Source organism: Citrobacter sp. Cpo221 (assembly GCF_030332345.1).
Classification (GTDB): domain Bacteria; phylum Pseudomonadota; class Gammaproteobacteria; order Enterobacterales; family Enterobacteriaceae; genus Citrobacter; species Citrobacter portucalensis.
This window is the reverse complement of sequence record NZ_JAOWIA010000034.1, coordinates 196,364-222,164: the sequence shown is the minus strand read 5'-3', so window position 1 is coordinate 222,164 and position 25,801 is coordinate 196,364. Positions and strand designations below refer to the sequence as shown.

Here is a 25,801-nt window from a genome sequence, read left to right as displayed (position 1 = left end):
GGAAGGTGCGAACAAGTTCCTGATATGAGATCATCATATTCATCCGGAGCGCATCCCAGAGGGACATCATGAGCCATCAACTCACCTTCGCCGATAGTGAATTCAGCACTAAGCGCCGTCAGACCCGAAAAGAGATTTTCCTCTCCCGCATGGAGCAGATTCTGCCATGGCAGAATATGACCGCTGTCATCGAGCCGTTTTATCCCAAGGCGGGCAATGGCCGACGGCCCTATCCGCTGGAGACCATGCTGCGTATTCACTGCATGCAGCATTGGTACAACCTGAGCGACGGTGCCATGGAAGATGCCCTGTACGAAATCGCCTCCATGCGCCTGTTTGCCCGATTATCCCTGGATAGCGCCCTGCCGGATCGCACCACCATCATGAATTTCCGCCACCTGCTCGAGCAGCATCAACTGGCCCGTCAATTGTTCAAGACCATCAATCGCTGGCTGGCCGAAGCAGGCGTCATGATGACCCAAGGCACTTTGGTGGATGCCACCATCATTGAGGCACCCAGCTCTACCAAGAACAAAGAGCAGCAACGCGATCCGGAGATGCATCAGACCAAGAAAGGCAATCAGTGGCACTTTGGCATGAAGGCCCACATTGGTGTCGATGCCAAGAGTGGCCTGACCCACAGCCTGGTCACCACCGCGGCCAACGAGCATGACCTCAATCAGCTGGGTAATCTGCTTCATGGAGAGGAGCAATTTGTCTCAGCCGATGCCGGCTACCAAGGAGCGCCACAGCGCGAGGAGCTGGCCGAGGTGGATGTGGACTGGCTGATCGCCGAGCGTCCCGGCAGGGTAAAAACCTTGAAGCAGCATCCGCGCAAGAACAAAACGGCCATCAACATCGAATACATGAAAGCCAGCATCCGTGCCAGGGTGGAGCACCCGTTTCGCATCATCAAGCGGCAGTTCGGCTTCGTGAAAGCCAGATACAAGGGGCTGCTGAAAAACGATAACCAACTGGCGATGTTATTCACCCTGGCCAACCTGTTTCGGGTGGACCAAATGATACGTCAGTGGGAGAGATCTCAGTAAAAACCGGAAATAACGCCAGAAATGGTGGAAAAAATAGCCTAAATAGGCTGATTCGATGTGTTTGCGGGAAAAAAATCGGCCCAGATCCGCGAAATTTTAATCAGCGAGTCAGCTTGGGAAGAAATGACCTGCTTATTCGCACCTTCCCTTGAGTTTCTCTGCTGTCTATTTCACTCTTCACTGCGAAAAATCCTGATATTCACATCAATATAAATTTAGGTGATGATATGTTATCCATATTTAAGGCAGGGCCAGCGGCAAATAAAGTCCCGGCGGAGAAAGTCCAGGAAACTTATGGCCGATACCGCATTCAGGCATTACTCAGTGTATTTCTTGGCTATCTCGCATACTATATTGTGCGCAATAACTTCACGCTCTCAACACCGTACCTGAAAGAACATCTGGATCTCAGTGCCACGCAAATTGGTCTACTCAGCAGTTGTATGCTTATTGCCTATGGGATCAGTAAAGGCATTATGAGTAGTCTGGCAGACAAGGCCAGCCCTAAGGTCTTTATGGCATGCGGCCTGGTTCTGTGCGCCATCGTAAACGTCGGTTTAGGATTCAGTACCGGATTCTGGATTTTTGCCGCTCTGGTCGTTTTCAATGGCTTGTTCCAGGGAATGGGCGTTGGTCCTTCATTTATTACCATTGCCAACTGGTTTCCGCGTAAAGAACGTGGACGCGTCGGCGCATTCTGGAATATTTCTCACAACGTTGGCGGTGGTATTGTCGCTCCGATTGTTGGTGCCGCCTTTGCCATTTTAGGGAGCGAGCACTGGCAAAGCGCCAGCTATATTGTCCCGGCCGGTGTTGCCGTACTGTTTGCTTTTATTGTGCTGATGCTGGGGAAAGGTTCACCGCGCCAGGAAGGCTTACCGGCTCTGGAACAAATGATGCCGGAAGAAAAAGTAGTATTAAATTCCCGACACGCTGTCCAGGCACCAGAAAATATGAGTGCCTTCCAGATTTTCTGCACCTATGTGCTGCGTAATAAGAATGCCTGGTATGTTTCACTGGTAGATGTCTTCGTCTATATGGTGCGTTTTGGCATGATTAGTTGGTTGCCTATTTATCTGTTAACCGAAAAACATTTCTCGAAAGAGCAAATGAGCATCGCTTTTCTGTTTTTTGAATGGGCGGCAATCCCTTCCACATTACTGGCGGGCTGGCTTACCGATAAACTGTTTAAAGGCCGTCGCATGCCGCTGGCCATGATTTGTATGGCGCTGATTTTCGTCTGTTTGATCGGCTACTGGAAAAGTGAATCCCTGCTGATGGTCACTATTTTTGCCGCCATTGTGGGTTGCCTGATCTATGTTCCACAGTTCCTCGCTTCTGTTCAGACGATGGAAATCGTTCCCAGCTTCGCAGTAGGTTCTGCAGTAGGACTGCGCGGATTTATGAGTTACATTTTTGGCGCATCGCTGGGCACCAGTCTGTTTGGCGTAATGGTCGACAAAATGGGGTGGCACGGCGGCTTCTATCTGCTGATGGGGGGTATTGTTTGCTGCATCCTGTTCTGCTACCTCTCTCATCGCGGTGCGCTGGAACTTGAACAACAGCGAAAAAATGCTCAACAAGAAGAAGCATCACTCCAGTTGGCGGATGCCCGGTAATTCATTTCGGTCTCACAAAAAAGTGCCAGCGATGCTGGCACTTCAATAAACTCAGACAAATAATAAATAACTTAAGGTGATAATTTATTGCTAAACGTAACATTCCAAATTATTGCTTACCGTCTGCGACCATAAAGCGAATGATCAAACCACATGCCGGGGCAAGAAACAGGAATAATCCAGTTACCATTTCGTCACCATTGGTCAGCCGCATAGTAAAAACGTAAATTAATGCCGTAAGGATGGCCATGCCGAGAAAAGCGCTAATTGACGCCGCAGCGCCTATAACCTGCCAGATATAGCAACTGACGCACAGAATGCTCAGTATGAGAAAGATCCAGAAATAGAGCATAGCGATACCTCCTGTCTGCCGTAAACTTAACGTAAGTCCTTACACTCCCTTAACTTTATATTCTAAGACAATTCCTATCCGCATGCAATTTGAGCAACATTTTATTCACAAAAATCATTCGACCGCTTACTATTACACTGTTTCTCCGTCGTTTATTTAAGCATCATAAAAACAACGAATTATATATAGGCGAAATTTTGCCCTTAATCGCCCTAAAAACATTTACGAATCTTGAGTAATTATTTCTGGCTGACATTAATTTTCGGGTGTACATTGTGCGTCCGATCATTCATGCCCCCTCGTGGTTTTGTCCTGACTCAGTTTTACACTCTTTACAGGAACCAATGTCGTTCATGGCGGCCTAACGATCAGTGCAGAGTGTAAAGCGACAGATAAAGAATCTTCGCGATACATCTATTTCGTATCAACAGCAGGTGCTTATGTTCCCCCAAAGTAAATTTTCACGCGCGTTTTTGCATCCGCGCTACTGGCTCACATGGTTTGGTGTTGGTGTGCTCTGGTTACTGGTACAGCTTCCCTATCCCGTATTGTGTTTTCTTGGTACCCGTACAGGAACGCTGGCTCGTCCATTTTTAAAACGCCGTGAATCTATTGCACGTAAAAATCTCGAACTCTGTTTCCCAAATCTGTCGCAGGAAGAAAGAGACAAACTGGTCGATGAGAATTTCCGTTCGCTCGGCATGGGGCTGCTTGAAACAGGTATGGCCTGGTTCTGGCCGGACCGTCGGGTGCGTAAATGGTTTGACGTAGAAGGACTGGACAACCTGAAGCGCGCTCAGATGCAAAATCGTGGCGTGATGGTTGTAGGTGTACACTTTATGTCGCTCGAGTTGGGTGGACGCGTAATGGGACTTTGTCAGCCGATGATGGCAACCTATCGCCCGCACAACAATAAGTTGATGGAGTGGATCCAAACCCGCGGTCGTATGCGCTCCAACAAGGCGATGATCGGCAGAAATAATCTGCGTGGTATTGTCGGTGCCCTGAAAAAAGGCGAGGCCGTATGGTTTGCCCCCGATCAGGACTATGGTCGTAAAGGGAGTTCATTCGCCCCCTTCTTCGCAGTCAAAGACGTGGCGACCACCAACGGTACCTACGTACTGTCACGATTATCGGGCGCAGCAATGCTGACCGTAACCATGGTGAGAAAAGCAGATAACACCGGTTACCGCCTGTTCATCACCCCGGAAATGGAAGGTTACCCGGCAGATGAAAGCCAGGCTGCGGCGTATATGAACAAAATTATCGAAAAAGAGATCATGCGTGCACCCGAGCAGTATCTCTGGATCCACCGCCGCTTTAAAACTCGCCCGATGGGTGAAGCTTCGTTGTATATCTAAAAAGAAAGGCCGTAAGGCCTTTCTTTTTTTCTGCGGCTGAATTACTTAACGCCCCATTTGCTGTGCAGTTCAGCCATTCGCTCGCTGTAGTTGCGGGCGATGCAGGCTGATTTATCCTGTTCCTTCCAACACTCGTTACGCCCTTTCACCCAGCCGCGTTGTTCTGCTTTCAGCGTCGGGTTATTGCTCGATTTAACCAGCGCCTGCTTGTAGGCTCCGTTTAACGCTAAATCCATTTCTGAGAGCGAAGGGCTCTGGCAGATAATCTCTTCGATACTGCCTTTTGCAACCGCAGCGCATGAAAAAGAGGGTCCCGTGCTGGTCGATTTTTTGGCCCCAGAAAAGTCAATATTATCTTCAGGCAGGCATACCCCGTGCTTTCGATTCGGCCCACTCCAGGAAACGTCCGGATTTCCGTCATCTTTACGAGAAATAGAAACCGTATTGTTCCCGCTTTTAGCCTCCCAGTAATTTTCATTGAAGGCCTTCACCGTCGCCTTCGAGCCATCAATCCAAACATTGCCTTTACCATCACTATTCACCCCACCAATACTTGCACAGCTGAAATTAAACGCCAACGGTGAGGCCGCCATCGACGTCAATGGCGTAAAAACGAGTGCTAACATCATTAATCTGGTCATTTTTAACCTTTTCATTATCTCATTCCGCGAAAAATTAACCGCATTAACATAATGGCGATATAAGAATTCTCCGAGTAAACATTACGTCGCTCAATAGCAATTTATTACCGGCAGAAATTAAACTGTCGCCGAATCACGACAGTTGTAAGTTATTAAAATCAAATAGAAAAATGCCTCTTGTCTCGTCTCATTTTTAGGCGTACATTAGCGCCGTCTGGAGCATTAAAGCTCAGAATTCTGAGGTGATGCAGCCAAGCAAATGAGGGGTATTCTCCCTTTCGTTCGCGTGTGCATCAGCTCTCTGTCAGGTAAGCATATGTTCATTTAGACGTACCCCAGGTACGCGGAGAGATGAAAAGTGAAATATTTCTTTATGGGCATTTCTTTTATGGTCATCGTTTGGGCCGGTACTTTCGCCCTGATGATCTAAATTAAAAGACGCAGCAAAAAACAGGAGCCATCAGGCTCCTGTTTGCATTTTGGGGGAATATTCGTCAGTCGGTACTTTCAGAAGTCGATTTTGCACTGGTCGGTAACAGGCCATCTGCGCGAAACATCGCCTTGATGCCGCGAATAGCCTGGCGGGTACGGTCACGGTTTTCAATCAACGCAAATCGCACATGCGTATCACCATAATCACCAAACCCAATCCCTGGCGAAACGCATACCTTCGCTTCGTTCAGCAGCTTCTTGGCAAACTCAAGTGACCCCATCCCGGCGTATTGCTCTGGAATTTTCGCCCAAACGTACATTGAGGCCTTTGGCATCTCGACCATCCAGCCTGCTTCATGCAGTCCTTTGACCAGCACATCACGACGACGTTTATATTGCTCAGCGATATCCCGCACACATTGCTGATCGCCTTCCAGCGCGGCAATTGCCGCAACCTGCAGTGGCGTAAAGGTCCCGTAATCGTGATAGCTCTTGATTCGCGCCAGCGCGTTCACCAGCGTTTTGTTGCCCACCATAAACCCGATACGCCATCCCGCCATGTTGTAGCTTTTCGACAGGGTGAAAAATTCAACAGCGACGTCGCGAGCGCCGGGTACCTGCATAATCGATGGTGCCTTCCAGCCGTCATAAACAATATCAGCGTAGGCCAGGTCGTGAACCACCAGCACGTCATAGCGTTTAGCCAGGGCCACCACTTTCTCAAAGAATTCCAGCTCGACGCACTGCGCGGTCGGGTTGGATGGGAAACCTAAGATCATCATCTTCGGCTTCGGGTAACTTTCGCGTATTGCGCGTTCCAGCTCATTAAAGAAGTCGACACCCTCAACCAGCGGCACTGAACGCACCTGCGCGCCGGCAATCACCGCGCCATAGATATGGATGGGATAACTTGGGTTGGGCACGAGGACCGTATCACCGTGATCGAGCGTAGCCAGCATCAGGTGCGCCAGCCCCTCTTTGGAACCGATGGTCACAATGGCTTCGGATTCAGGATCGATCTCAACGTCATAGCGTTCCTGGTACCAGCGGGAAATCGCCCGACGCAAACGCGGAATGCCGCGTGAGGTGGAATAACCGTGAGTATCCGGGCGCTGCGCCACGGTACACAGTTTTTCAACAATGTGAGGAGGCGTGGCCCCATCCGGGTTCCCCATGCTGAAGTCGATAATATCTTCGCCGCGCCGACGCGCAGCCATCTTCAGTTCAGCCGTGATGTTAAAAACGTACGGGGGAAGTCGATCAATACGCGTAAAGCGACGTTCAGGGCGGGAGTCAGCCATAATATCCTCAGATTAACGTTAGCGCCCGGACCGTCCGAGCGACGCTGCCACGATGGTGGCACGTTTAGAAAATAGCCTGAATAATTTCCTTCTGTCGAGAGGCAACACAAAATATTTTTTCCTGACAAAAAAAGAGGAACAGCATAGTAAAATGAGGAAATATTCATTTTCACAATCCGCTTAAAATTACCATCATTTAACATTTTGTTGTTAAATACATTACCTTGAATGCGGCGCTGACAGGACAGGTATTGTAAATACAACAATCATGCAACAATCCCCTTTTAATATTATGGTTTTTCCCCATTAGCTCTGAGCTGCGGGGATGCTGGTCATCCTGCCTCAGGTTACCTATCATAGTGGTTTAACCCTTGCGCAAGAGTCACCCGTGCACGAAATATTCAATATGCTGCTGGCGGTATTTGACCGGGCAGCACTGATGCTGTTCTGTCTGTTTTTCCTGATTCGTATCCGCCTGTTTCGCGAACTGTTGCACAAGTCAGCCCACTCCCCAAAAGAGCTGCTCGCCGTTACCGCGATTTTCTCCATGTTTGCCCTGTTCAGTACCTGGTCAGGCGTACCGGTAGAAGGTTCTCTGGTCAACGTGCGTATTATCGCGGTTATGTCAGGAGGGATCCTGTTCGGTCCGTGGGTTGGCATTATTACGGGGCTGATCGCAGGCACCCACCGTTACCTGATCGATATTGGCGGCGTAACTGCCCTGCCCTGCTTTATTACCAGCATTCTGGCTGGCTGCATTGCCGGGTGGATCAACCGTAAGATCCCCAAAGCGCAGCACTGGCGCGCGGGTATTTTAGGCGGAATGCTGTGCGAATCACTGACCATGATCCTCGTTGTCGCCTGGGCGCCCACCACCGACCTGGGGCTGGATATTGTCTCAAAAATCGGTATCCCGATGATCCTCGGCAGCGTCTGTATTGGCTTTATCGTGATGCTGGTACAAAGCGTTGAAGGTGAGAAAGAAGCCAGCGCTGCAAAACAGGCCAAGCTGGCGCTGGATATCGCCAACAAAACGCTGCCGCTCTTTCGCCAGGTCAACAGCGAGTCGTTACGTCAGGTGTGCGAAATTATTCGCCACGATATCCACGCTGACGCGGTTGCCATCACCAATACTCAGCATGTTCTGGCCTATGTTGGCGTCGGAGAGATCAACTACCGCGATAACGATGACTTCGTCAGCCCCACCACGCAGGAAGCCATAAATCACGGTAAAATCATCATAAAAAACAATGATGAAGCGCATCGCACCCCGGAAATTCACTCTATGTTGGTGATTCCTCTTTGGGAGAAAGGCGTCGTGACCGGCACGCTGAAGATCTACTATTGCCACGCCCATCAGATAACCTCCTCGTTACAGGAAATGGCGATCGGTCTGTCGCAGATCATCTCCACTCAGCTTGAAGTCTCCCGCGCAGAGCAACTACGAGAAATGGCAAATAAGGCAGAGCTACGCGCGCTGCAAAGCAAAATAAATCCCCATTTTCTGTTTAACGCTCTGAACGCGATTTCATCGTCGGTGCGGCTTAACCCGGACACCGCACGTCAGCTCATTTTTAATTTGTCGCGCTATCTTCGCTATAATATTGAATTAAAAGACGATGAGCAGATCGACATCAAGAAAGAGCTGTATCAAATCAAGGATTACATCACCATCGAACAGGCCCGCTTTGGCGACAAGCTGACCGTTATTTATGATATCGACGAAGAGGTAAGCTGTTTTATCCCCAGCTTGTTGATTCAGCCGTTGGTAGAGAACGCTATCGTCCATGGGATCCAGCCCTGCAAAGGAAAAGGCGTGGTCACTATCAGCGTTGCGGAGTGCGGTAACCGGGTACGGATTGCCGTGCGGGATACGGGTCATGGTATCGATCCAAAAGTGATTGAGCGGGTCGAATCCAATGAAATGCCGGGCAATAAAATTGGTCTGTTGAATGTGCACCATCGCGTTAAGCTGCTCTACGGTGAGGGATTACATATCCGCCGTCTGGAGCCAGGCACTGAGATTGCCTTTTATGTGCCTAATCAGCACTCGCCCGCTGCCGCACCGGCCACATTATTGCTTTAACCAGGAGTGAAGTCGTGAAAGTCATCATTGTTGAAGATGAATTCCTGGCCCAACAGGAACTGAGCTGGCTGATAAAAGAGCATAGCCAGATGGAGATTGTCGGCACGTTTGACGATGGTCTGGACGTGCTGAAATACCTCCAGCACAACCGCATTGACGCCATTTTTCTGGATATCAATATTCCCTCGCTGGACGGCGTATTGCTGGCACAAAATATCAGCCAGTTCGCGCATAAACCCTTTATTGTGTTTATTACCGCGTGGAAAGAGCACGCCGTTGAAGCCTTCGAACTGGAAGCTTTTGACTACATTCTGAAGCCGTACCAGGAATCACGCATTGTCAGCATGCTGCAAAAGCTGGAAGCCGCCTGGCAGCAACAGCAAACGGGAACGTCCCCTGTAAGTCCAGTGGCCCGCGAAAACGATACGATCAACCTGATCAAAGATGAGCGGATCATCGTGACACCAATCAACGACATCTACTACGCTGAAGCGCATGAAAAGATGACGTTCGTCTATACGCGACGAGAATCATACGTCATGCCGATGAACATCAGCGAATTTTGCAGCAAACTGCCGGCTTCGCATTTCTTCCGCTGCCACCGCTCGTTCTGCGTAAATCTGAATAAAATCCGCGAGATCGAACCCTGGTTTAACAACACTTATATTTTGCGTTTAAAGGATCTGGAATTTGAAATCCCGGTTAGTCGGAGTAAAGTGAAAGAGTTCAGACAGTTAATGCATTTATAGTGCAGAGAAAGAACGATGAAAGAGCCAGGCCTACCCGCAGACCAACAGTTTTTCGCCGATCTGTTCAGCGGCCTGGTGTTAAACCCACAGCGTCTGGGGCGCGTGTGGTTCGCAACCCAGCCCACCACGCTACCGACCGGTAGTTTATGTATTGACCTCCCGCGCCTCGATATCGTGCTACGTGGGGAATACAGCAACCGGCTGGAAAAACAGCAGCATAGTCTGGCGGAAGGCGACATGCTGTTTATCCCGGCGAAAGCGGCGAATCTGCCCGGCAGCGATAAACCCGTGATGCTACTAAGCCTGGTGTTTTCCCCGGCATGGCTGGGACTCTCTTTTTACGATAACCGAACCGCATCGCTGTTACGTCCAGTTCGCCGTATTGAGCTACCGCATCCGCAACGTGGCGAAGGCGAGGCGATGCTCACTGCATTAACCCATTTAAGCCGCTCTCCTCAGGCCCAGGATATTATTCAGCCGCTGGTGCTTAGCCTGCTGCATCTGTGTCGTAGTGTGGTCAATACCCGCCCTGACGCAGAGCGTCCGCGCGCTGAATTTCTCTATCACAGTATGTGTAATTGGGTACAGGATAACTATGCTCAACCGCTGACCCGGGAAAGCGTGGCGCTTTTTTTTAATATCACCCCCAATCACCTGTCAAAAGTGTTTGCCCAGCACGGTACCATGGGGTTCGTCGAGTATCTGCGGTGGGTCAGAATGGCGAAGGCACGCATCATCTTACAGAAATACCATCTGTCGATTAGCGAAGTCGCACAACGGTGTGGATATCAGGACAGTGATTATTTCTGCCGCCTGTTCCGACGTCAGTTTGGCCTGACGCCCGGAGAGTACGGCGCACGCTTTCAGTCGGCGCGTTAAGTGAGACAACACCAACGCTGTTAGTCATATCCGTTTGCCTCGTTGTAAAATAGCGGCCTTTAGCCAAATCCTACTGGCTTACTCGATAAAGTGAATATGCGATGAAAAACAGACGTGCACTCTCCCTGATGTGTTTTCAAATGCTGGAATCAGGTGCGGATCGTCAGACCGTGAAAAGAGCCCTCACCTCCCGCCGAGTTAAAGGTCGTCAGGCGGTGGTTCTGCTCTGCAAGCAAGAGATGAAACTGTTAAGAGCCGGGAAACTGCCGGGGCACAACACGCCGCATTGATGATTTCACTTTCCGGTAGCGTTTACCCAGCCTGCAACCACAACGTAGCAGGCTGGATAGCGTTCTTTCAGTGAAGCTTAAAACGTCAGTTCCGCCTCCAGCAGCGCCAGAATGCTCTCGGCATCTTCAGCGGCAAACAACGACTGGCGGAACTGCTTGTTCACCAGCTTACGCGCCAGCTGCGAGAAGACCTTCACGTGGTTAATGCCTTCATCGGCACCCAGCGTCAGCATGATCACCAGTTCCACCTCGCCCATCTCAGACTGCCAGTCAACGGGCTGAGCAAGCCGGGCAATACTGATGCTGGAATGGCGGATCCACTGGGATTTCGTGTGCGGAATTGCCACCCCAAAACCGACTGCGGTGGTAACTATCTCTTCGCGCTGCCAGACATCCTCTTCCAGCTCAAACGGATGTTCAGTGCGTCCGTTTACCCCAAGATTGCCGCACAGAAACTGGATCACCTGCTCTTTGTTGCTCAGAGATTCACCAGCAAAGATATTCTCCAGCGCCAGCAGCGGACGCACATCTTTTTGCGGTGCAAACTGATTCAGCAGATCTTCAATCTCCTGAGCGCTACGGCACTCGCAGGCCTGCATAGCGAGTTCGCGGCATGCCTGGCTGTTCAGTTGACGAAGCTGACTTTTTACCGCCGGAATGCGTGGACTGCTCATACTTAGCTCATCGAGTCCTAAACCCAGCAGCAACGGTAAATAGCGTCCTTCGCCACCCAGTTCTCCGCAAATACCCACCCATTTACCACGTTCGTGCGCCACGTGAACAATCTGCTGCAACATACGCAGGAACGACGGCGTAATCGGGTTGTACAGCGGCGAAACGCGTGGATTATTGCGATCGACGGCGTACAAGTACTGGGTCATGTCATTTGAACCAATACTGAAGAAATCCACCTCATCGCAGAAATGGTCGATGATGTAACACACCGAAGGGACTTCAACCATAATCCCCAATGAGATTGTCGGGGCATGACGTAAACCGTCTGCTTTCAGCGCCACCAGCGCTTTTTGCAGTTCGCTTTTTACCCACAAAATCTGGTCAAGGCTGTGCACCATCGGGATCATCAGCTGTGCGTTACCGAAGGTCGCCGCGCGTAGGATGGCACGCAGTTGGGTACGAAACAGTCCGGCAAACTCCGGATAAATACGCACCGCACGGTAGCCGAGAAACGGATTATCTTCCTGCGGAATATTGAGATAGCGGATATTCTTATCACCACCGATATCCATGGTGCGAAAGATAACCGGCTTGTCGCCTGCGGCCAATAAAACCTGCTGGTAAGCTTCAAACTGTTCCTGCTCGTCAGGAGCGCTGTCGCGGTCCATAAACAGCATTTCAGTACGAAACAGCCCAATCCCTTCCGCACCATTGGCAAATGCACCCGGCGCTTCGAGCGCGGTGCCGATATTCGCCGCAACATCAATACGCTGATTATCTTTGGTCAACGCGGGCTGGGCGGCATCAAGCGCCTGCCGCCGCTGGCATTCATCGGCCAGCTTCTGCGCAATCGCGTAATAGCCGCGAACCGCATCGTCCGGATTGATGGCCAGTACTCCACAACGGGCATCCAGTACCGCAGGCTGCCCTGCATAGCGGCTAATAGCCTCCAGCGGCAAGCCGCTAAGCACCGGAATAGCGGATGCGCGAGCGAGAATCAGGGTATGCGAGGTACGCCCTGTTTTCTCCAGGATCATGCCAGACAGATGCTGCAAATCGAGGCTTAAAAACTGGCTGGGCGTCAAATCCTCAGCGACCAGAATCGTCGGCTTATTCAGCACCAGCGCATTGTGCGGACGTCTTTCAGGCCAGGTGATGTGCAGCAGCTGTTCGCTGATATCACGGATGTCGCTGACACGCTCGCGCAGATAATCGCTACCGGAGGCCGACAGCTTATCGCACACCTGTTCCATATTGGCGACGATTGCGGCCCCTAGCCCCAGATGCTGCTCCAGCATTAAGCGGCGAATATTCCCGGCAAACTCGTCGTCCTGAATCAGAGACAGATGCGCGCTGAGGATGGTTTTACTCTCGCCGTCACGCTCGCGCAGCTGTTGATTGAGCTGTTCGGCAAGCGTCGCCAGACTGTGTTCCAGCCGGGTGTTGTCCTCCGCACTCGCTGCAATGGCGCGATAGCTTTCCAGATTATCGCTCTGCCAAAGCGTGAGCGTACCTGCCCCCACGCCCCCTGCCAGCATGGTGCCATAAAGAAGGTCTGGATTGAGGCGAATCAGCGAACGCGGCAACGGATGCGCCGCCAGTTCCTCCGGAGTCGGTTGAACGCTATCGCTGTCAATAAACCGGTGCTGGAGATACTCCTCCAGCACTCGCCGAGCCTGTTCTTCATCGTGACCGGTGATGGTTAAGCTACAGCTGTCGTTAAACAGCGTCCCGGTGCCAATCAGCGCCAACGAGCTTTTCGCATCCGCCCTCGCATTCTGGCGATGGTTAATAAATATCACCTCACTTTGCCACTGGCTGCACTGCTCTTTCAGCTCCCACGCCGGACGTGCATGCAGACCATTGGGTAACGGGCAAAGAAATTGAATCGTTAGCATAACAACTCCTGATTAGCGCGAAATCAGCACCTGAAATCCGTCAGATGAGCCACGGTTTCGCACGTAAGATGTGAAATAAGAGCCGACAACAACTGCTGGGTCTGAATGATGTCACGACAGTCTGCAATCGATGCCGCGCAGTGCCCATGCCGTGTGGCGGGCCCCATGACAAACGTTGGGATCCCCGTGCCGCTTACGTGCACAGCTCCACCGTCGGTGCCGCCGTTACTGAACATGTCGAGCTGCAAGGAAATCCCCACATCGGCGGCCACGCTTTCAACCCACGCCGTCAGCTTTGGTGGTGCAATCAGCGATTTATCGCTTAACACCAGCATTGGGCCTTTACCAGTCTGCCGATGGTTGGCCGCACCATAATCAAAGTTTTTGGCCCAACAGGCGGTATCCAGCACGATTGCCACATCCGGTGCGACTGCACGTGCTGCTGTTTGTCCTCCGCGCAGTCCTACTTCTTCACTGGAACTGGCCACCAGCCAGACCTCACAAGGGGGAGTTGCGTCATGCCATTCGCGCAGTAGCGCCACCAGCAAATAACATCCAAGTCGGTCATCAAAGGCTTTGCCCATAACTTGCTGGTGCGGCAAAACCTGAAAAGTTGTATCAAAGGTGACACGATCGCCAGGGCGTACACCGGCCTGAAGTACTTCGTCGTAAGATCGCGCGCCAATGTCTACCCGCAGGGCACTGACCTCATTACCGCTGCGCTCTCCATCAAGCAGACCGGGAATTTTGCTCTCTTCACGGGTGGTAATCCGCACCGGCTGCAATTGTCTGGCCGCCATACGCACATTTCCCACCGGCAATACATCGATAGCTCCTTCGCTGGAAATGCTACGTACAATAAATCCCACTTCATCCATATGCGCGCAGATCATCACCTTCGGACCGGTTGATTCATTCAGACGGATCAGCACCGATCCCAGACCATCAAAGCGCACCTCTTTATGCAAACGATCCGCCTCTTCAAGCAGGATCTGACGCACTTCTTGTTCTGAAGAAGCGATCGCATCCGCCTCGCTCAGCGCTTTCAGTAGCGATAAGTCCATTACGCCTCTCCCGTGTGTAACAATGTTTTCGCCATGGTGTAGAGCACCTCTCCGCCATCTGGCGTAACCAGCACCACATCCTCAATACGTACTCCTCCCTGCCCCGGCAGATAAATACCCGGCTCAACGGTGAGTAGCATGCCAGCTGCCAGAGTCGTTGTGTCATTAGGGGAAAAACGTGGGTTTTCATGCACCTCAATGCCAATAGCGTGTCCGGTATTGTGGCCAAACGCGTCGCCATAGCCCGCCTGCGTAATAACCCGCCTGGCTGCGGCATCTACCTCATTGCAACGCGCGCCTGGTCGAATTGCCGCCACCGCTGCACGCTGCGCCGCCAGGACAATCTGATACACAGCAAACAGCGCGCTTTCTTCCGCTGGCAGGTTGGCGTCGGGGATGCGAAAGGTTCGCGTCATATCCGAACAATAGCCCTGATACTGTGCGCCAAAATCCAGCGTAATGAACTCACCCGCCTCAACACGTTTATCGCTGGCTTTACCGTGCGGCAGCGCACCGCGCCAGCCGCTGGCGACAATGGTGTCAAAAGAGGCTTTGTCTGCGCCGAGCGTGCGCATAAACCACTCCAGTTCAGCGGCAATTTCGCGCTCACTGAGACCAGGTTGAATAAAGCGGCGTATATGTTCAGCACTAAGGTCGGCGATCCGGCAGGCTTCGCGGATGCAAGCTATCTCCTGCGCCGTTTTCACCTGCCGGAGTACGTCCGGCACGGCGCTCACTAATCGGGCGCACAGTTTGCCCGACCACGCGTTTGCCGTTTCCCAGCTTACCTGCTCACCTTCGAATCCCACCGTCTGCAGCTTTTCGTTCGCAATGATGTGATTAACCTGCGAATACAGCGTCTGTGTTCCATCGAGTAGATGGATCTGATAGCCCTGAGTACACGTGGCGACATCGGTGTAGTAACGGGCATCGACCAGGATGTGCGCACTTTCGTGGCTGATAAACACAAACCCTGAACTGCTGGAGATCCCCATATGTGGCTGTTTGTTCTGCCGCGATGACAGCAGCATCGCATCAAGATGTTGCGCTGTTAACCAGTCGCGCAGCGAGGCAAGTAAGCTCATGGTCACAATCCTTTTAATCAGAGACTTTCAATCAGCAATTTGCCTTTGCGATACATCATGTTGCGCAGGAACACCACCATCAGCGCCGTAATCACCGCGCCTAACAGGATCCCCGCCATATAGACGCCGAGGTTAGTTACCAGCGGCCACGCCCAGATAGCCGATTCCGGGAACCACTGCACCGCCCCCAACCAGACGGCAGCCGTCGATCCAACAATGGCACCAACCATGTAGGAAGGAATTGCCGTGATGGGACTTTCCAGCGCAAATGGGATCGCCCCTTCACTGATGCCCATAAACGCGAGGAACATCGCAGTTTTTCCCTGCGGGTAGAGCTGTGCGCTGAACAGACGTTTGCCGGTTAAGCGACGATCAATAAGCGTGGCCAGCCCAAGACCAATCGGAGGAATGACAATCGCAATAGAACGCGCGGTTACCGGTAGAACATGATCGGTGGTAAAGCTGAAGGCGACAAAACCTGCTGCTTTATTTATTGGGCCACCAAGGTCAATCGCCGTTGCCGCGGAAATACCCATCGCATACATCAGCGTGCCTTTCTCGCCAGCCGCCGTCAGCAGAGTACGGATCCCGCCGTTGATCCAGCCGCCAAACGGTGTGATCACGTAGTACATCGCCAGCATGACGAATATCGCGGAAAGAATGGGCAGTAAAAAAGTGGTTTTGAACGCCAGCAGGAAATCAGGCAGCTGGATTTTTTGGTTCATCCACTTCACCAGATACCCGGCGACAATCGAGATAATCAGCGCGCCAATAAAGGTTGACGGAACAGGAGCACTGGTTGCCCATTGCAGCGTCGCGGGGTCAAAATTCAGCATCTGCGTGGGCTGAGTAGACATTAGCCCGCCGATGAACCCCGCCGGAAATGCCAACTTGCCGCCGATAGAGTTAGCGACAAACGCGGCAAACATCGGGATAGCAAAGCCAAACAGCACGCCGCCAAAAGATTGCGACAGCAAGGCAAACTTCAGCAATGAGAGATTAAAACCAGTAAATTTTCCGCTGTTCAGCGCATCCATGATGCCTGTGTCAGCAGGAATATCGAGCCAGCTATAGGCGATCAGTTGCGAGAAGGCGAGAATGACCCCGCCCATAATTAACGTCGGCACCATGCGTGAAATACCCGACATCACATGTTGCGGAAGTTCGCCCCAGAAGCTATTGCGGGAGGCCGGTGGATTTTTTATTGCCGCTGCCGCACCAGATGCGCCAGGCACAACGGTTGCACTGCGTTTTTTAATGGCCATACGTAATTCCCTGTCGATGATTATTGTTGTTCAGCGGCAACCATCTCTTCGATCTCTTTAATGATGCCGGCCGCATTTTTTATCGCGTCCTGTAACGTAATTTCATAGACGTCACGCGACTCAAAACGCTCGTTATCTTCTGGAGTAATAGCAACAGAGTGGATGATTAACGTCGCCTCAGCGATATCCTGCACCGTCAGACGATTTTGAATTCCGTCCGCGCCCTGAGTTTCAATTTTCACTTCATAACCCGCTTCAACCGCCGCTTCTTCCAGCGCCTGAGCCGCCATAAAGGTATGGGCCAGGCCCATTGGGCACGCGCAGACGGCAATCAGTTTTTTGCTCATAATCATTTCCTCGTAATAGTTAACGAGTGAAATTATGGTCCGAGGAAAGTAACAACCGTTATCAGACAAATAATGCTTTTACTGGACATTTAATCCCGTCATTCGGAAATGTGACGAAGGTCGGAAAGGTAGGCGGCAGGCATAAAAAAACCGCGTAATTTACGCGGTTTTGCAGGTTTCTGATTGATGAATTAAAGAATATGGCCTAACGTCTGACGTAAATGCGCACCAGCGCCAAGTAGTCCAGGATTATCGTGCACGATCAGATACACCGGAATATCCTGCACATAGGCTTTAAAACGGCCTTTATCTTCAAAACCACCACGGAAGCCCGACGCTTTAAAAAAGTCGAGGAAGCGCGGCACAATACCGCCGGCGATGTACACGCCGCCAAATGTGCCCAGCGTTAACGCCAGATCGCCACCAAAACGTCCCATGATAACGCAGAACAGCGACAGCGCACGACGACAGTCAATGCAGGAATCCTCCAGCGCCCGTGCGGTGATATCCTTCGGCTGCAGATTTTCCGGCAGGCGTCCGTCAGATTTGACGATCGCGCGATACAGATTCACCAGTCCCGGACCAGACAGCACGCGTTCTGCGGACACGTGACCTATTTCCGCGCGCAGAACCTCAAGGATAATTCCCTCTTCCTCGCTGTTAGGCGCAAAATCCACGTGGCCGCCTTCACCAGGGAGACTTACCCAGCGTTTATCCACGTGCACCAGATGCGCCACGCCAAGCCCGGTTCCTGCACCATAAACCGCAATAGGTTTGCCTTCCACAGGTTCCGCACCACCAAACTGAATTAAATGCTCTTTTTTCAGCATCGGGATCGCCATCGACACAGCGGTGAAATCATTGATGATTTCCAGATGGCTGAAGCCCAGGTTTTTTTTCATCTCAGCAATAGAGAACGCCCAGGTATGGTTGGTCATTGCCACCCAGTCGCCGGTTATCGGACAGGCAATGGCAATACAACCATCTTCAACGCTAACGCTATGCTCATCCAGGTACACGCGCACCACCGCCTCCAGACTTGGATAATCCAACCCGGAATAGGTTTTTGCCTGCGAAATCTCGCCGCTGGCAATATCGCACAGAGCAAGACGCGCGTTGGTGCCGCCAACATCCCCTACTAAAGCATATTTTGTCATTCTTCCACTGCTCCGCTAAAGTCAGAATAAATCTTTGCCACACTGTAAATTCATGGGGACATAACAACAACGGTCTGAAGGCTGATGCCCGTGGAAAATCGATCCAGATCACACAATTACTTTATCGTTTCAGCACCATTTGCAGCGATGTCGTCAGGCAGGCTGTGCAAACTATGTCTATGACTCTGTTTTAAGGAATAGAAAATGCTCCATCCGCGAGCCAGAACGATGCTCTTGCTATCAACCCCAGCGCTAATCATTGGCATAGCGTCCAGCCTGGTGTTGATCGTTGTGATGAAAGTGGCTTCCGTTTTACAGCAGTTTTTGTGGGAACGTCTGCCTGTTAGCATCGGTATAGCCCAGGACTCTCCGGTCTGGATTATCGGTATGCTGACGCTCACGGGGATCATGGTCGGGTTAGTTATCCGCTACAGTCATGGCCACGCAGGTCCGGATCCGGCCTGTGAACCGTTAATTGGCATGCCGGTGCCAACATCAGCAATACCGGGCCTGCTGGCAGCGCTAATCCTTGGCCTCGCGGGTGGCGTCAGTCTGGGTCCGGAACACCCCATCATGACCGTAAATATCGCTCTGGCAGTAGCACTTGGTAGCCGCATGTTTCCCCGTATTGCGAAACTGGACTGGACCATTCTCGCCTCTGCCGGCACCATCGGCGCACTATTTGGTACCCCCGTTGCCGCCGCGCTGATATTTTCGCAAACGCTGAATAGCTCAAACGATGTGCCCTTGTGGGATCGCCTGTTTGCGCCGTTAATGGCCGCCGCCGCGGGTTCGCTAACCACCAGCCTGTTTTTTCACCCCCATTTTTCACTGCCCATCGCGCACTACACGCAGATGCACTTGACGGATATCCTCAGCGGCGCGGTTGTTGCTGCCATCGCCATTGCCGCTGGAATGGTGGCCGTCTGGTGCCTGCCGCGTTTGCATCATTTAATGCATCGATTGAAACACCCGGTCCTGATCCTCGGGGCAGGCGGTTTTATCCTTGGCATTTTGGGTGTTATTGGCGGGCCGCTTACCTTGTTTAAGGGACTGGACGAAATGCAGCAAATGGCGTTTAGCCAAACGCTGGGGACATCAGATTATTTCATGCTCGCCGTCATTAAGCTGGCGGCATTAGTGGTTGCAGCCGCGAGTGGTTTTCGCGGCGGACGAATCTTCCCGGCAGTATTCGTTGGCGTCGCGCTTGGCTTAATGTTGCACGCCCATGTTGAAGCGGTGCCGGCTGCCATCACGGTTTCTTGCTCTATTCTCGGGCTGGTGCTGGTCGTCACTCGCGACGCCTGGCTGAGCCTGTTTATGGCAGCAGTGGTGGTACCAGATTCCACCCTGCTGCCGCTGCTGTGCATCGTCATGCTGCCCGCCTGGCTGCTGCTGGCGGGCAAACCGATGATGGTCGCTGAGCGCCCTGATAAATAGCTATCCGCCGTTGCGAGATTCCAGCGCACGGGTCACCGTGCGCAATAATTCAGGAAGGTCGGCTTTCGGTAGCACCACCTCGATTAACGACAGTCGTTGCGGTTGGGACAGCCGGGCCAGCACTTCTTCCAGCTGTACCGCCTGCTTCACCCGCCAGCATTCCGCCTGACATTCACGACTAAACGCCTGCGGCACCAACGTCCAGCTCCAGGCGGCGATATCGTTATAGCGCTGATTTGCCCCATGTATGGCCCGCTCCACGGTATAACCGTCATTGTTGAGGAGTAAAATAACCGGCGATTGTCCGTCTCTGAGCATGGAGCCCAGCTCCTGAATGGTGAGCTGCGCCGCGCCATCGCCAATAATCAGGATCACCCGACGGTCCGGACAGGCCGTTTGCGCGCCGAATGCCGCCGGGAGCGCGTAGCCGATAGATCCCCACAACGGTTGAACCAGTACTTCCGCCCCGTAAGGCAATGAGAGCGCAGCCGCGCCAAAGGCGGCGGTTCCCTGATCGACGAGGATAATGTCATCAGGCTTCAGAAACTGCTGCACCGTGTGCCAGAAGTTTTCCTGCGTTAGTGGGCCTTTCTCAACCTGAACACGCCCAATTGGCGGACGTTCTGGCGGTAGAGAAAACGACATTTCCAGACACAGCTCCCGCAAAGTGGTAACCGCCTGCTCCATCGGAATGTTAAACCAGTGAGCTCCAATTCGTGACGCATGGGGCTGAACCTCAATGGTGCGATCCTGCGGTAACTGCTGCGTAAACCCAGCGGTGAGGGTGTCGACAAATTGTGTGCCGACACACATTATCGTATCGGCATCTTCTATCGCCTGACGAACATAATCGCTACTGGCTCCGGCGCTGTATGTGCCAACAAACGCCGGATGACGCTCATCGAACAGCCCTTTGCCCATCAATAACGTAGCATGGGCCATCGGCGTTTCCGCCATCCAGCGCTGCAAGACCGGCTGCAGGCCAAAACGCAGCGCGAGAAAATCTGCCAGCAGCGCTACGCGCGGGCTATCCAGCAATCGTTCACGGGCATGGTAGCGAAACGCCTCTGCCACGCTACTTTCCGGCTCGCTCAGAGGAACAATCAGGATGTCATTCGGTGGTGTGGCGGGCTGTTTTGCCACATCAGCAGGTAGCATCAGATAGCCCGGTCTGCGCTCGGTAAGCATCATTCGCAACACACGGTCAATTTCATAGCAGGCATTTTGTTCATCCAGTATCGCGCTGGCCGTCGTTACCGCCTGCTGCATGCGGTAAAAATGCTGAAAGTCACCGTCGCCAAGGGTGTGATGCATCAACTCCCCGCGACGCTGAGCGCCGTGACAGGGTGCGCCAACAATATGTAAAACAGGAACATATTCCGCGAAGCTACCCGCGATACCGTTAATCGCGCTTAACTCCCCCACACCAAACGTGGTGAGCAGCGCCCCTACCCCGGATACCCGGGCATAGCCATCTGCCGCATAAGCCGCATTCAATTCATTCGCACACCCGACCCAACGTACGTTGGGATGTTCAATCACGTGGTCAAGAAACTGCAAATTATAATCGCCCGGCACACCAAAGAGATGGCCGACGCCACAGCCTGCCAGCCTGTCGAGCAGATAATCAGCAACGGAATACGGGGTTTGCATGACAGCTATCCTTCTGACGGTAACCTCATGTTGAGTATCGAAGAACTGTGATGACTGTCCAGGAAAGTCGCTGTGAAGGGGTGGAAAGCAGGATTTACAGTTTTGGTGGTTAAAATTCATTGAAGAATCGGCGGTGTAACCGTATACACTGGAAGACACACGCATTGTGGAAGGGGGGTGACATGGTTTATCACGCAGATGAAAATCGTTATCAGACAATGGAGTACCGCCGCTGCGGTCAAAGCGGCCTTAAACTCCCGATTGTCTCACTGGGTTTGTGGCACAATTTTGGCGATACCACGCAGGTCGAGAACAGTCGCGCATTGTTACAGCGCGCATTCGATCTGGGGATTAACCATTTTGATCTGGCAAATAACTATGGTCCACCGCCGGGTTCGGCAGAACGGAATTTTGGTCGGATCCTGCAGGAAGATTTTTTACCGTGGCGAGATGAGCTTATTATCTCCACTAAAGCGGGCTACACCATGTGGGAAGGTCCCTACGGTGACTGGGGTTCACGCAAATATCTGATTGCCAGTCTCGATCAAAGCCTGAAGCGTCTGGGGCTGGAGTATGTCGATATCTTCTACCACCATCGCCCCGACCCTGAAACGCCGCTCAAAGAAACCATGCGCGCGCTGGATCACATCGTCCGTCAGGGCAAAGCGCTGTACGTCGGACTGTCTAACTATCCCGCGGATCTTGCCAGGCAGGCGATTGAAATACTCGACGATTTAGGCACGCCATGCCTTATTCACCAGCCCAAATATTCCATGTTTGAACGTTGGGTCGAAGGTGGCTTGCTGTCGCTATTACAGGAAAAAGGTGTCGGCAGTATCGCCTTCTCACCGCTGGCTGGCGGACAGTTAACCGACCGCTATCTGAACGGCATTCCTGCGGATTCTCGTGCGGCAAGCACCAGTCGCTTTCTGAATCCGGACCAGATCACTCCACAAAAACTGGAAAAAGTGCGGGCGCTGAATGTGCTGGCAGAACGACGCGGGCAAAAGCTTTCCCAGATGGCGCTGGCATGGGTGTTACGGGATGACAAAGTCACGTCAGTGCTGATTGGCGCGAGTAAAACGGCGCAGATTGAAGACGCTGTCGGCATGCTGGCAAACCGTCACTTTACGTCTGAAGAGTGCGCGGAGATTGATGCTATCCTGAGTTGATTGAAATAAAGACACATTTATTAACAAAAAGTGCTCTCACTTGCGATTTAAGAGTTAAGGCGATGAAACGGGGCTTTACTGCCCCGTAATATTACGTTAACAGGCCGGCTACGGCTCGATCGTGAAGGAGAGAAAACATGTTCAGGTCACTGATTCTGGCGGCAGTCTTATTGGCTTTTACACCGCTGGCCGCGAACGCTGGCGAAATCACCCTGCTGCCATCAATAAAATTACAAATTGGCGATCGCGATAACTACGGTAACTACTGGGATGGCGGCCGCTGGCGTGACCGGGATTACTGGCACCATAACTATGAGTGGCGAAAAAATCGCTGGTGGCGTCATGACAACGGCTACCATCGTGGCTGGGACAAACGCAAAGCTTATGAGCGCGGTTATCGTGAAGGCTGGAACGATCGTGACGACCATCGCGGACGCGGACGTGGCCACAAACATCATCATTAATGTAACAAAAGGGCCTGTGGGCCCTTTTGTTTTTACAAACCGAGTGCGGTTCCTACCAACAGCCAGATATTGAGCGCCACCACCAGCACAACAATCACCCAGCCTACCTGTTTCACCCATCGGGTATTCACCAAATCGCCCATCAGCTGACTGTTGCTGGTGAAGATCAACAGCGGCACCAGCGCCAGTGCAATACCAAAACTGAGCAACACCTGGCTCATCACCAGAATACGCGTCGGATCCAGTCCCATCAAAATCACAATAAATGATGGCATCATGGTGACGGTACGGCGTACCCATAGCGGAATGTGAAAGCGGATAAACCCTTGCATCACCACCTGCCCGGCCAACGTACCGACCACGGTAGAAGAAAGTCCCGCAGCCACCAGGCTTAAACCGAATACCGTCGCCGCAGCGTGACTCAACAGCGGTTCAAGTGTCAGATATGCTTGATCGAGATCGGCAATACCGGTATGCCCACTAAAATGAAATGCAGCGGCTGCCGTCGCCATCATCGCCAGATTGACAAATCCAGCAATCGTCATGGCGATTGCCACATCCCATTTCGTGGCCGCATAGCGCTGTTGACGTGTTCCGCCGTGCAGATGCTGAGTTAAGGAAGAGTGCAGATAAATAACGTGTGGCATGATAGTCGCGCCGAGCACGCCAGCAGCCAGGAACACCGCTTCGGAATTAGGCAGGCTCGGGATAACCATTCCCTTGCTAAGTTGCGCGAAGTTCGGCTGGGAAAAGATCAGTTCCACAATGTAAGCCGCAGCCACAAACAGCAGCAAGCCGCCAATCACTTTTTCCAGCGGTTTTTGCCCACGGCGCTGTAACATCAGAATCAAAAAAGTCGCGATACCGGTGAGCACGGCCCCCTGCAATAACGACACGCCGAGGATCAATTTGAAACCAATCGCGGCACCAATGAATTCAGCAAGGTCTGTCGCCATGGCGATAATTTCGGCCTGCACCCAGTAGAACCACACCACCGGACGAGGATAGTGATCGCGAATTTGCTCCGCCAGGTTTTTACCCGTGGCAATACCCAGCTTTGCCGACAGCACCTGGATCAGCATCGCCATCAGGTTTGCCCAGACCACCACCCACAACAGTTTATAGCCAAAGCTGGCCCCTGCCTGGATGTTGGTGGCGAAGTTGCCCGGATCGATGTAGCCGATCGCCGCGATGAACGCAGGTCCCATTAATGCGAGCTTCAACTTGCGCGCTGCCCGTCCACTGCTACTCTCAACGCGATCGTTAGTCATTTTAGTGCCTCAGAAACATAGCCTTTGCTATGTTTCAAGCTACGCCTATTGAGAATGATTATCAAATTCATTTTAATGGGTGAAGTTGATTTCTCTGATAGCGTTTGTCTATGGATCGATAAGGATTCTGGAAATACCGGTGAGATGTTTAATTATTGTTATGAGATTAGCACAATGACATAACTTTTCACTTCCATACTAAACATAACAGAAGTGTATCACCGATCACTAATTTTGAATCTCGTCACAGGTCCTTATTATAGTGTGTGTTTGATCTCGTTTTCTTTATGGTTGTTACATAGAATGTGCACGAAAACTAAACCTGCCTCATATTTGGAGCAAATATGGACCGCGTTCTTCATTTCGTCCTGGCCCTTGCCGTGGTTGCGGTACTCGCACTGCTGGTAAGCAGTGACCGTAAAAAAATCCGCATTCGTTATGTTATTCAATTGCTTGTTATTGAAGTGTTACTGGCATGGTTCTTCCTGAACTCTGATGTCGGTCTGGGCTTCGTGAGAGGCTTCTCCGAGATGTTTGAAAAACTCCTCGGATTCGCTAATGAAGGGACAAACTTTGTCTTCGGCAGCATGAACGACAAAGGCCTGGCATTCTTCTTCCTGAAAGTGCTGTGCCCAATCGTCTTCATTTCCGCTCTTATCGGTATTTTGCAGCATATCCGCGTTCTGCCGGTTATCATCCGCGCGATTGGTTTCCTGTTATCCAAAGTGAACGGTATGGGCAAGCTGGAATCCTTCAACGCCGTCAGCTCCCTGATCCTGGGTCAGTCCGAGAACTTTATCGCCTATAAAGATATTCTCGGCAAAATGTCTCGCAACCGTATGTACACCATGGCTGCAACGGCGATGTCGACCGTTTCCATGTCTATCGTCGGCGCGTACATGACCATGCTGGAGCCGAAGTACGTGGTTGCGGCGCTGGTTCTGAATATGTTCAGCACCTTTATCGTGCTGTCGCTGATCAACCCGTACACCGTTGATGCCAGCGAAGAAAACATCCAGATGTCTAACCTGCACGAAGGCCAGAGCTTCTTCGAAATGCTGGGTGAATACATCCTGGCAGGTTTCAAAGTGGCAATTATCGTTGCAGCTATGCTGATTGGCTTCATCGCGCTGATCGCGGCCCTGAACGCCCTGTTCGCCACCGTGACCGGCTGGTTTGGCTACAGCATCTCCTTCCAGGGCATCCTGGGCTACATCTTCTACCCTGTTGCATGGGTAATGGGTGTGCCGTCCAGCGAAGCGCTGCAGGTGGGCAGTATCATGGCAACCAAACTGGTTTCCAACGAATTCGTTGCGATGATGGATCTGCAGAAAATTGCCGCCACGCTCTCTCCGCGTGCAGAAGGTATCCTGTCCGTGTTCCTGGTCTCCTTCGCTAACTTCTCTTCCATCGGTATTATCGCCGGTGCGATTAAAGGTCTGAACGAAGAGCAAGGTAACGTGGTTTCCCGCTTCGGTCTGAAGCTGGTGTACGGCTCTACGCTGGTGAGCGTACTGTCTGCATCTATCGCCGCACTGGTGCTGTAAGCGT

At 52.1% G+C, this 25,801-nt stretch carries 24 protein-coding genes; 12 read left to right on the top strand and 12 right to left on the bottom strand.

The annotated features are described in order from the left end of the window. Positions 1–68 precede the first annotated feature (68 nt). Both OGY72_RS07470 and pgtP read left to right on the top strand, forming a co-directional pair. Entirely contained in the window at positions 69–1,049 is a 981-nt protein-coding gene (locus OGY72_RS07470) for an IS5-like element ISKpn26 family transposase (RefSeq protein ID WP_000019450.1), read from the top strand. A 227-nt stretch (positions 1,050–1,276) separates the two neighbouring features. Beyond that, entirely contained in the window at positions 1,277–2,668 is a 1,392-nt protein-coding gene (gene pgtP / locus OGY72_RS07465; protein ID WP_079939112.1) for a phosphoglycerate transporter PgtP, read from the top strand. 109 nt (positions 2,669–2,777) lie between these two features. Here the strand turns inward: pgtP and OGY72_RS07460 are convergent, their stop codons facing one another. Further along, entirely contained in the window at positions 2,778–3,020 is a 243-nt protein-coding gene (locus tag OGY72_RS07460; RefSeq protein WP_003834857.1) for a DUF2545 family protein, read from the bottom strand. Positions 3,021–3,460: 440 nt separating this feature from the next. Here OGY72_RS07460 and lpxP point away from each other — a divergent pair, with 440 nt between their 5' ends. Then, complete coding sequence (lpxP, locus tag OGY72_RS07455; RefSeq protein ID WP_149385262.1) at positions 3,461–4,381, top strand: kdo(2)-lipid IV(A) palmitoleoyltransferase; 921 nt, start codon at positions 3,461–3,463, stop codon at positions 4,379–4,381. A gap of 41 nt (positions 4,382–4,422) precedes the next feature. Here lpxP and OGY72_RS07450 read toward each other — a convergent pair whose 3' ends face one another. Beyond that, a complete protein-coding gene (locus OGY72_RS07450) occupies positions 4,423–5,037 on the bottom strand; it encodes a lysozyme inhibitor LprI family protein (protein ID WP_063942030.1) in 615 nt (204 codons plus the stop codon). 343 nt (positions 5,038–5,380) lie between these two features. Between OGY72_RS07450 and ypdK the strand changes: the two genes are divergently transcribed. After that, positions 5,381–5,452 (top strand): membrane protein YpdK, encoded by a 72-nt coding sequence (gene ypdK, locus OGY72_RS07445; RefSeq protein WP_010723117.1) that lies wholly within the window; start codon positions 5,381–5,383, stop codon positions 5,450–5,452. Between the two features lie 64 nt (positions 5,453–5,516). On the opposite strand, the gene alaC is transcribed toward ypdK, so the two are convergent. Further along, positions 5,517–6,755 carry an alanine transaminase gene (gene alaC, locus OGY72_RS07440; RefSeq protein WP_008785386.1) on the bottom strand — a complete coding sequence of 413 codons (1,239 nt, stop codon included), beginning with the start codon at positions 6,753–6,755 and terminating at the stop codon, positions 5,517–5,519. Between the two features lie 388 nt (positions 6,756–7,143). Between alaC and OGY72_RS07435 the strand changes: the two genes are divergently transcribed. From OGY72_RS07435 to OGY72_RS07420, 4 genes are all read left to right on the top strand, one after another. Further along, a complete protein-coding gene (locus tag OGY72_RS07435; RefSeq protein ID WP_126317618.1) occupies positions 7,144–8,841 on the top strand; it encodes a sensor histidine kinase in 1,698 nt (565 codons plus the stop codon). Positions 8,842–8,855: 14 nt separating this feature from the next. Beyond that, complete coding sequence (locus tag OGY72_RS07430; RefSeq protein WP_286547502.1) at positions 8,856–9,590, top strand: LytR/AlgR family response regulator transcription factor; 735 nt, start codon at positions 8,856–8,858, stop codon at positions 9,588–9,590. 15 nt (positions 9,591–9,605) lie between these two features. Beyond that, positions 9,606–10,469, top strand: coding sequence for an AraC family transcriptional regulator (locus OGY72_RS07425; protein ID WP_003834867.1), 864 nt, complete (start codon positions 9,606–9,608; stop codon positions 10,467–10,469). A 101-nt stretch (positions 10,470–10,570) separates the two neighbouring features. Then, positions 10,571–10,759, top strand: a complete 189-nt coding sequence (locus tag OGY72_RS07420) for a hypothetical protein (protein ID WP_032934510.1) — start codon at positions 10,571–10,573, stop codon at positions 10,757–10,759. 77 nt (positions 10,760–10,836) lie between these two features. Here the strand turns inward: OGY72_RS07420 and ptsP are convergent, their stop codons facing one another. The 6 genes from ptsP to glk all read right to left on the bottom strand — a co-directional run bounded on the left by ptsP (position 10,837) and on the right by glk (position 18,250). After that, positions 10,837–13,332 (bottom strand): phosphoenolpyruvate--protein phosphotransferase, encoded by a 2,496-nt coding sequence (ptsP, locus tag OGY72_RS07415; protein WP_286547501.1) that lies wholly within the window; start codon positions 13,330–13,332, stop codon positions 10,837–10,839. 23 nt (positions 13,333–13,355) lie between these two features. Next, the gene (ypdE, locus tag OGY72_RS07410; protein ID WP_286547500.1) at positions 13,356–14,396 is read right to left on the bottom strand and encodes an aminopeptidase; all 1,041 of its coding nucleotides are present in this window, start codon (positions 14,394–14,396) and stop codon (positions 13,356–13,358) included. Beyond that, positions 14,396–15,481, bottom strand: a complete 1,086-nt coding sequence (ypdF, locus tag OGY72_RS07405) for an aminopeptidase (RefSeq protein ID WP_149385257.1) — start codon at positions 15,479–15,481, stop codon at positions 14,396–14,398. The genes ypdE and ypdF overlap by 1 nt, the downstream gene beginning before the upstream one ends. 17 nt (positions 15,482–15,498) lie before the next feature. Next, the gene (locus OGY72_RS07400; RefSeq protein ID WP_286547499.1) at positions 15,499–16,746 is read right to left on the bottom strand and encodes a PTS fructose transporter subunit IIC; all 1,248 of its coding nucleotides are present in this window, start codon (positions 16,744–16,746) and stop codon (positions 15,499–15,501) included. 20 nt (positions 16,747–16,766) lie between these two features. After that, positions 16,767–17,093 carry a PTS fructose transporter subunit IIB gene (locus OGY72_RS07395; protein WP_286547498.1) on the bottom strand — a complete coding sequence of 109 codons (327 nt, stop codon included), beginning with the start codon at positions 17,091–17,093 and terminating at the stop codon, positions 16,767–16,769. Positions 17,094–17,284: 191 nt separating this feature from the next. Then, a complete protein-coding gene (gene glk, locus OGY72_RS07390; RefSeq protein WP_003028256.1) occupies positions 17,285–18,250 on the bottom strand; it encodes a glucokinase in 966 nt (321 codons plus the stop codon). A gap of 204 nt (positions 18,251–18,454) precedes the next feature. Between glk and OGY72_RS07385 the strand changes: the two genes are divergently transcribed. Continuing rightward, complete coding sequence (locus tag OGY72_RS07385) at positions 18,455–19,690, top strand: ion channel protein (RefSeq protein ID WP_148361684.1); 1,236 nt, start codon at positions 18,455–18,457, stop codon at positions 19,688–19,690. Here the strand turns inward: OGY72_RS07385 and OGY72_RS07380 are convergent, their stop codons facing one another. After that, positions 19,691–21,343, bottom strand: coding sequence for an alpha-keto acid decarboxylase family protein (locus tag OGY72_RS07380; protein ID WP_286547497.1), 1,653 nt, complete (start codon positions 21,341–21,343; stop codon positions 19,691–19,693). Between the two features lie 182 nt (positions 21,344–21,525). Between OGY72_RS07380 and mgrA the strand changes: the two genes are divergently transcribed. Together mgrA and ypeC are read left to right on the top strand one after the other, a co-directional pair. Beyond that, positions 21,526–22,515 (top strand): L-glyceraldehyde 3-phosphate reductase, encoded by a 990-nt coding sequence (gene mgrA / locus OGY72_RS07375; RefSeq protein WP_003834887.1) that lies wholly within the window; start codon positions 21,526–21,528, stop codon positions 22,513–22,515. 137 nt (positions 22,516–22,652) lie between these two features. After that, the gene (gene ypeC, locus OGY72_RS07370; RefSeq protein ID WP_003834889.1) at positions 22,653–22,979 is read left to right on the top strand and encodes a DUF2502 domain-containing protein YpeC; all 327 of its coding nucleotides are present in this window, start codon (positions 22,653–22,655) and stop codon (positions 22,977–22,979) included. A 32-nt stretch (positions 22,980–23,011) separates the two neighbouring features. Here the strand turns inward: ypeC and OGY72_RS07365 are convergent, their stop codons facing one another. Both OGY72_RS07365 and OGY72_RS24905 read right to left on the bottom strand, forming a co-directional pair. Next, complete coding sequence (locus tag OGY72_RS07365; RefSeq protein WP_003834891.1) at positions 23,012–24,250, bottom strand: Nramp family divalent metal transporter; 1,239 nt, start codon at positions 24,248–24,250, stop codon at positions 23,012–23,014. Then, entirely contained in the window at positions 24,247–24,321 is a 75-nt protein-coding gene (locus OGY72_RS24905; RefSeq protein WP_418219455.1) for a hypothetical protein, read from the bottom strand. The genes OGY72_RS07365 and OGY72_RS24905 overlap by 4 nt, the downstream gene beginning before the upstream one ends. A 273-nt stretch (positions 24,322–24,594) precedes the next feature. On the opposite strand from OGY72_RS24905, the gene nupC reads away from it, so the two are divergent. Beyond that, the gene (gene nupC / locus OGY72_RS07360) at positions 24,595–25,797 is read left to right on the top strand and encodes a nucleoside permease NupC (protein ID WP_003834893.1); all 1,203 of its coding nucleotides are present in this window, start codon (positions 24,595–24,597) and stop codon (positions 25,795–25,797) included. Positions 25,798–25,801 lie beyond the last annotated feature (4 nt).

What these genes read in the sequence shown, in the direction of transcription:
- OGY72_RS07470 (WP_000019450.1), top strand. Translation starts at nt 69, where the DNA reads ATGAGCCATCAACTCACCTTCGCCGATAGTGAATTCAGCACTAAGCGC.
- pgtP (WP_079939112.1), top strand. Translation starts at nt 1,277, where the DNA reads ATGTTATCCATATTTAAGGCAGGGCCAGCGGCAAATAAAGTCCCGGCG.
- OGY72_RS07460 (WP_003834857.1), bottom strand. Translation starts at nt 3,020, where the DNA reads ATGCTCTATTTCTGGATCTTTCTCATACTGAGCATTCTGTGCGTCAGT.
- lpxP (WP_149385262.1), top strand. Translation starts at nt 3,461, where the DNA reads ATGTTCCCCCAAAGTAAATTTTCACGCGCGTTTTTGCATCCGCGCTAC.
- OGY72_RS07450 (WP_063942030.1), bottom strand. Translation starts at nt 5,037, where the DNA reads ATGAAAAGGTTAAAAATGACCAGATTAATGATGTTAGCACTCGTTTTT.
- alaC (WP_008785386.1), bottom strand. Translation starts at nt 6,755, where the DNA reads ATGGCTGACTCCCGCCCTGAACGTCGCTTTACGCGTATTGATCGACTT.
- OGY72_RS07425 (WP_003834867.1), top strand. Translation starts at nt 9,606, where the DNA reads ATGAAAGAGCCAGGCCTACCCGCAGACCAACAGTTTTTCGCCGATCTG.
- OGY72_RS07420 (WP_032934510.1), top strand. Translation starts at nt 10,571, where the DNA reads ATGAAAAACAGACGTGCACTCTCCCTGATGTGTTTTCAAATGCTGGAA.
- ptsP (WP_286547501.1), bottom strand. Translation starts at nt 13,332, where the DNA reads ATGCTAACGATTCAATTTCTTTGCCCGTTACCCAATGGTCTGCATGCA.
- ypdE (WP_286547500.1), bottom strand. Translation starts at nt 14,396, where the DNA reads ATGGACTTATCGCTACTGAAAGCGCTGAGCGAGGCGGATGCGATCGCT.
- ypdF (WP_149385257.1), bottom strand. Translation starts at nt 15,481, where the DNA reads ATGAGCTTACTTGCCTCGCTGCGCGACTGGTTAACAGCGCAACATCTT.
- OGY72_RS07400 (WP_286547499.1), bottom strand. Translation starts at nt 16,746, where the DNA reads ATGGCCATTAAAAAACGCAGTGCAACCGTTGTGCCTGGCGCATCTGGT.
- OGY72_RS07395 (WP_286547498.1), bottom strand. Translation starts at nt 17,093, where the DNA reads ATGAGCAAAAAACTGATTGCCGTCTGCGCGTGCCCAATGGGCCTGGCC.
- glk (WP_003028256.1), bottom strand. Translation starts at nt 18,250, where the DNA reads ATGACAAAATATGCTTTAGTAGGGGATGTTGGCGGCACCAACGCGCGT.
- OGY72_RS07385 (WP_148361684.1), top strand. Translation starts at nt 18,455, where the DNA reads ATGCTCCATCCGCGAGCCAGAACGATGCTCTTGCTATCAACCCCAGCG.
- OGY72_RS07380 (WP_286547497.1), bottom strand. Translation starts at nt 21,343, where the DNA reads ATGCAAACCCCGTATTCCGTTGCTGATTATCTGCTCGACAGGCTGGCA.
- mgrA (WP_003834887.1), top strand. Translation starts at nt 21,526, where the DNA reads ATGGTTTATCACGCAGATGAAAATCGTTATCAGACAATGGAGTACCGC.
- ypeC (WP_003834889.1), top strand. Translation starts at nt 22,653, where the DNA reads ATGTTCAGGTCACTGATTCTGGCGGCAGTCTTATTGGCTTTTACACCG.
- OGY72_RS07365 (WP_003834891.1), bottom strand. Translation starts at nt 24,250, where the DNA reads ATGACTAACGATCGCGTTGAGAGTAGCAGTGGACGGGCAGCGCGCAAG.
- nupC (WP_003834893.1), top strand. Translation starts at nt 24,595, where the DNA reads ATGGACCGCGTTCTTCATTTCGTCCTGGCCCTTGCCGTGGTTGCGGTA.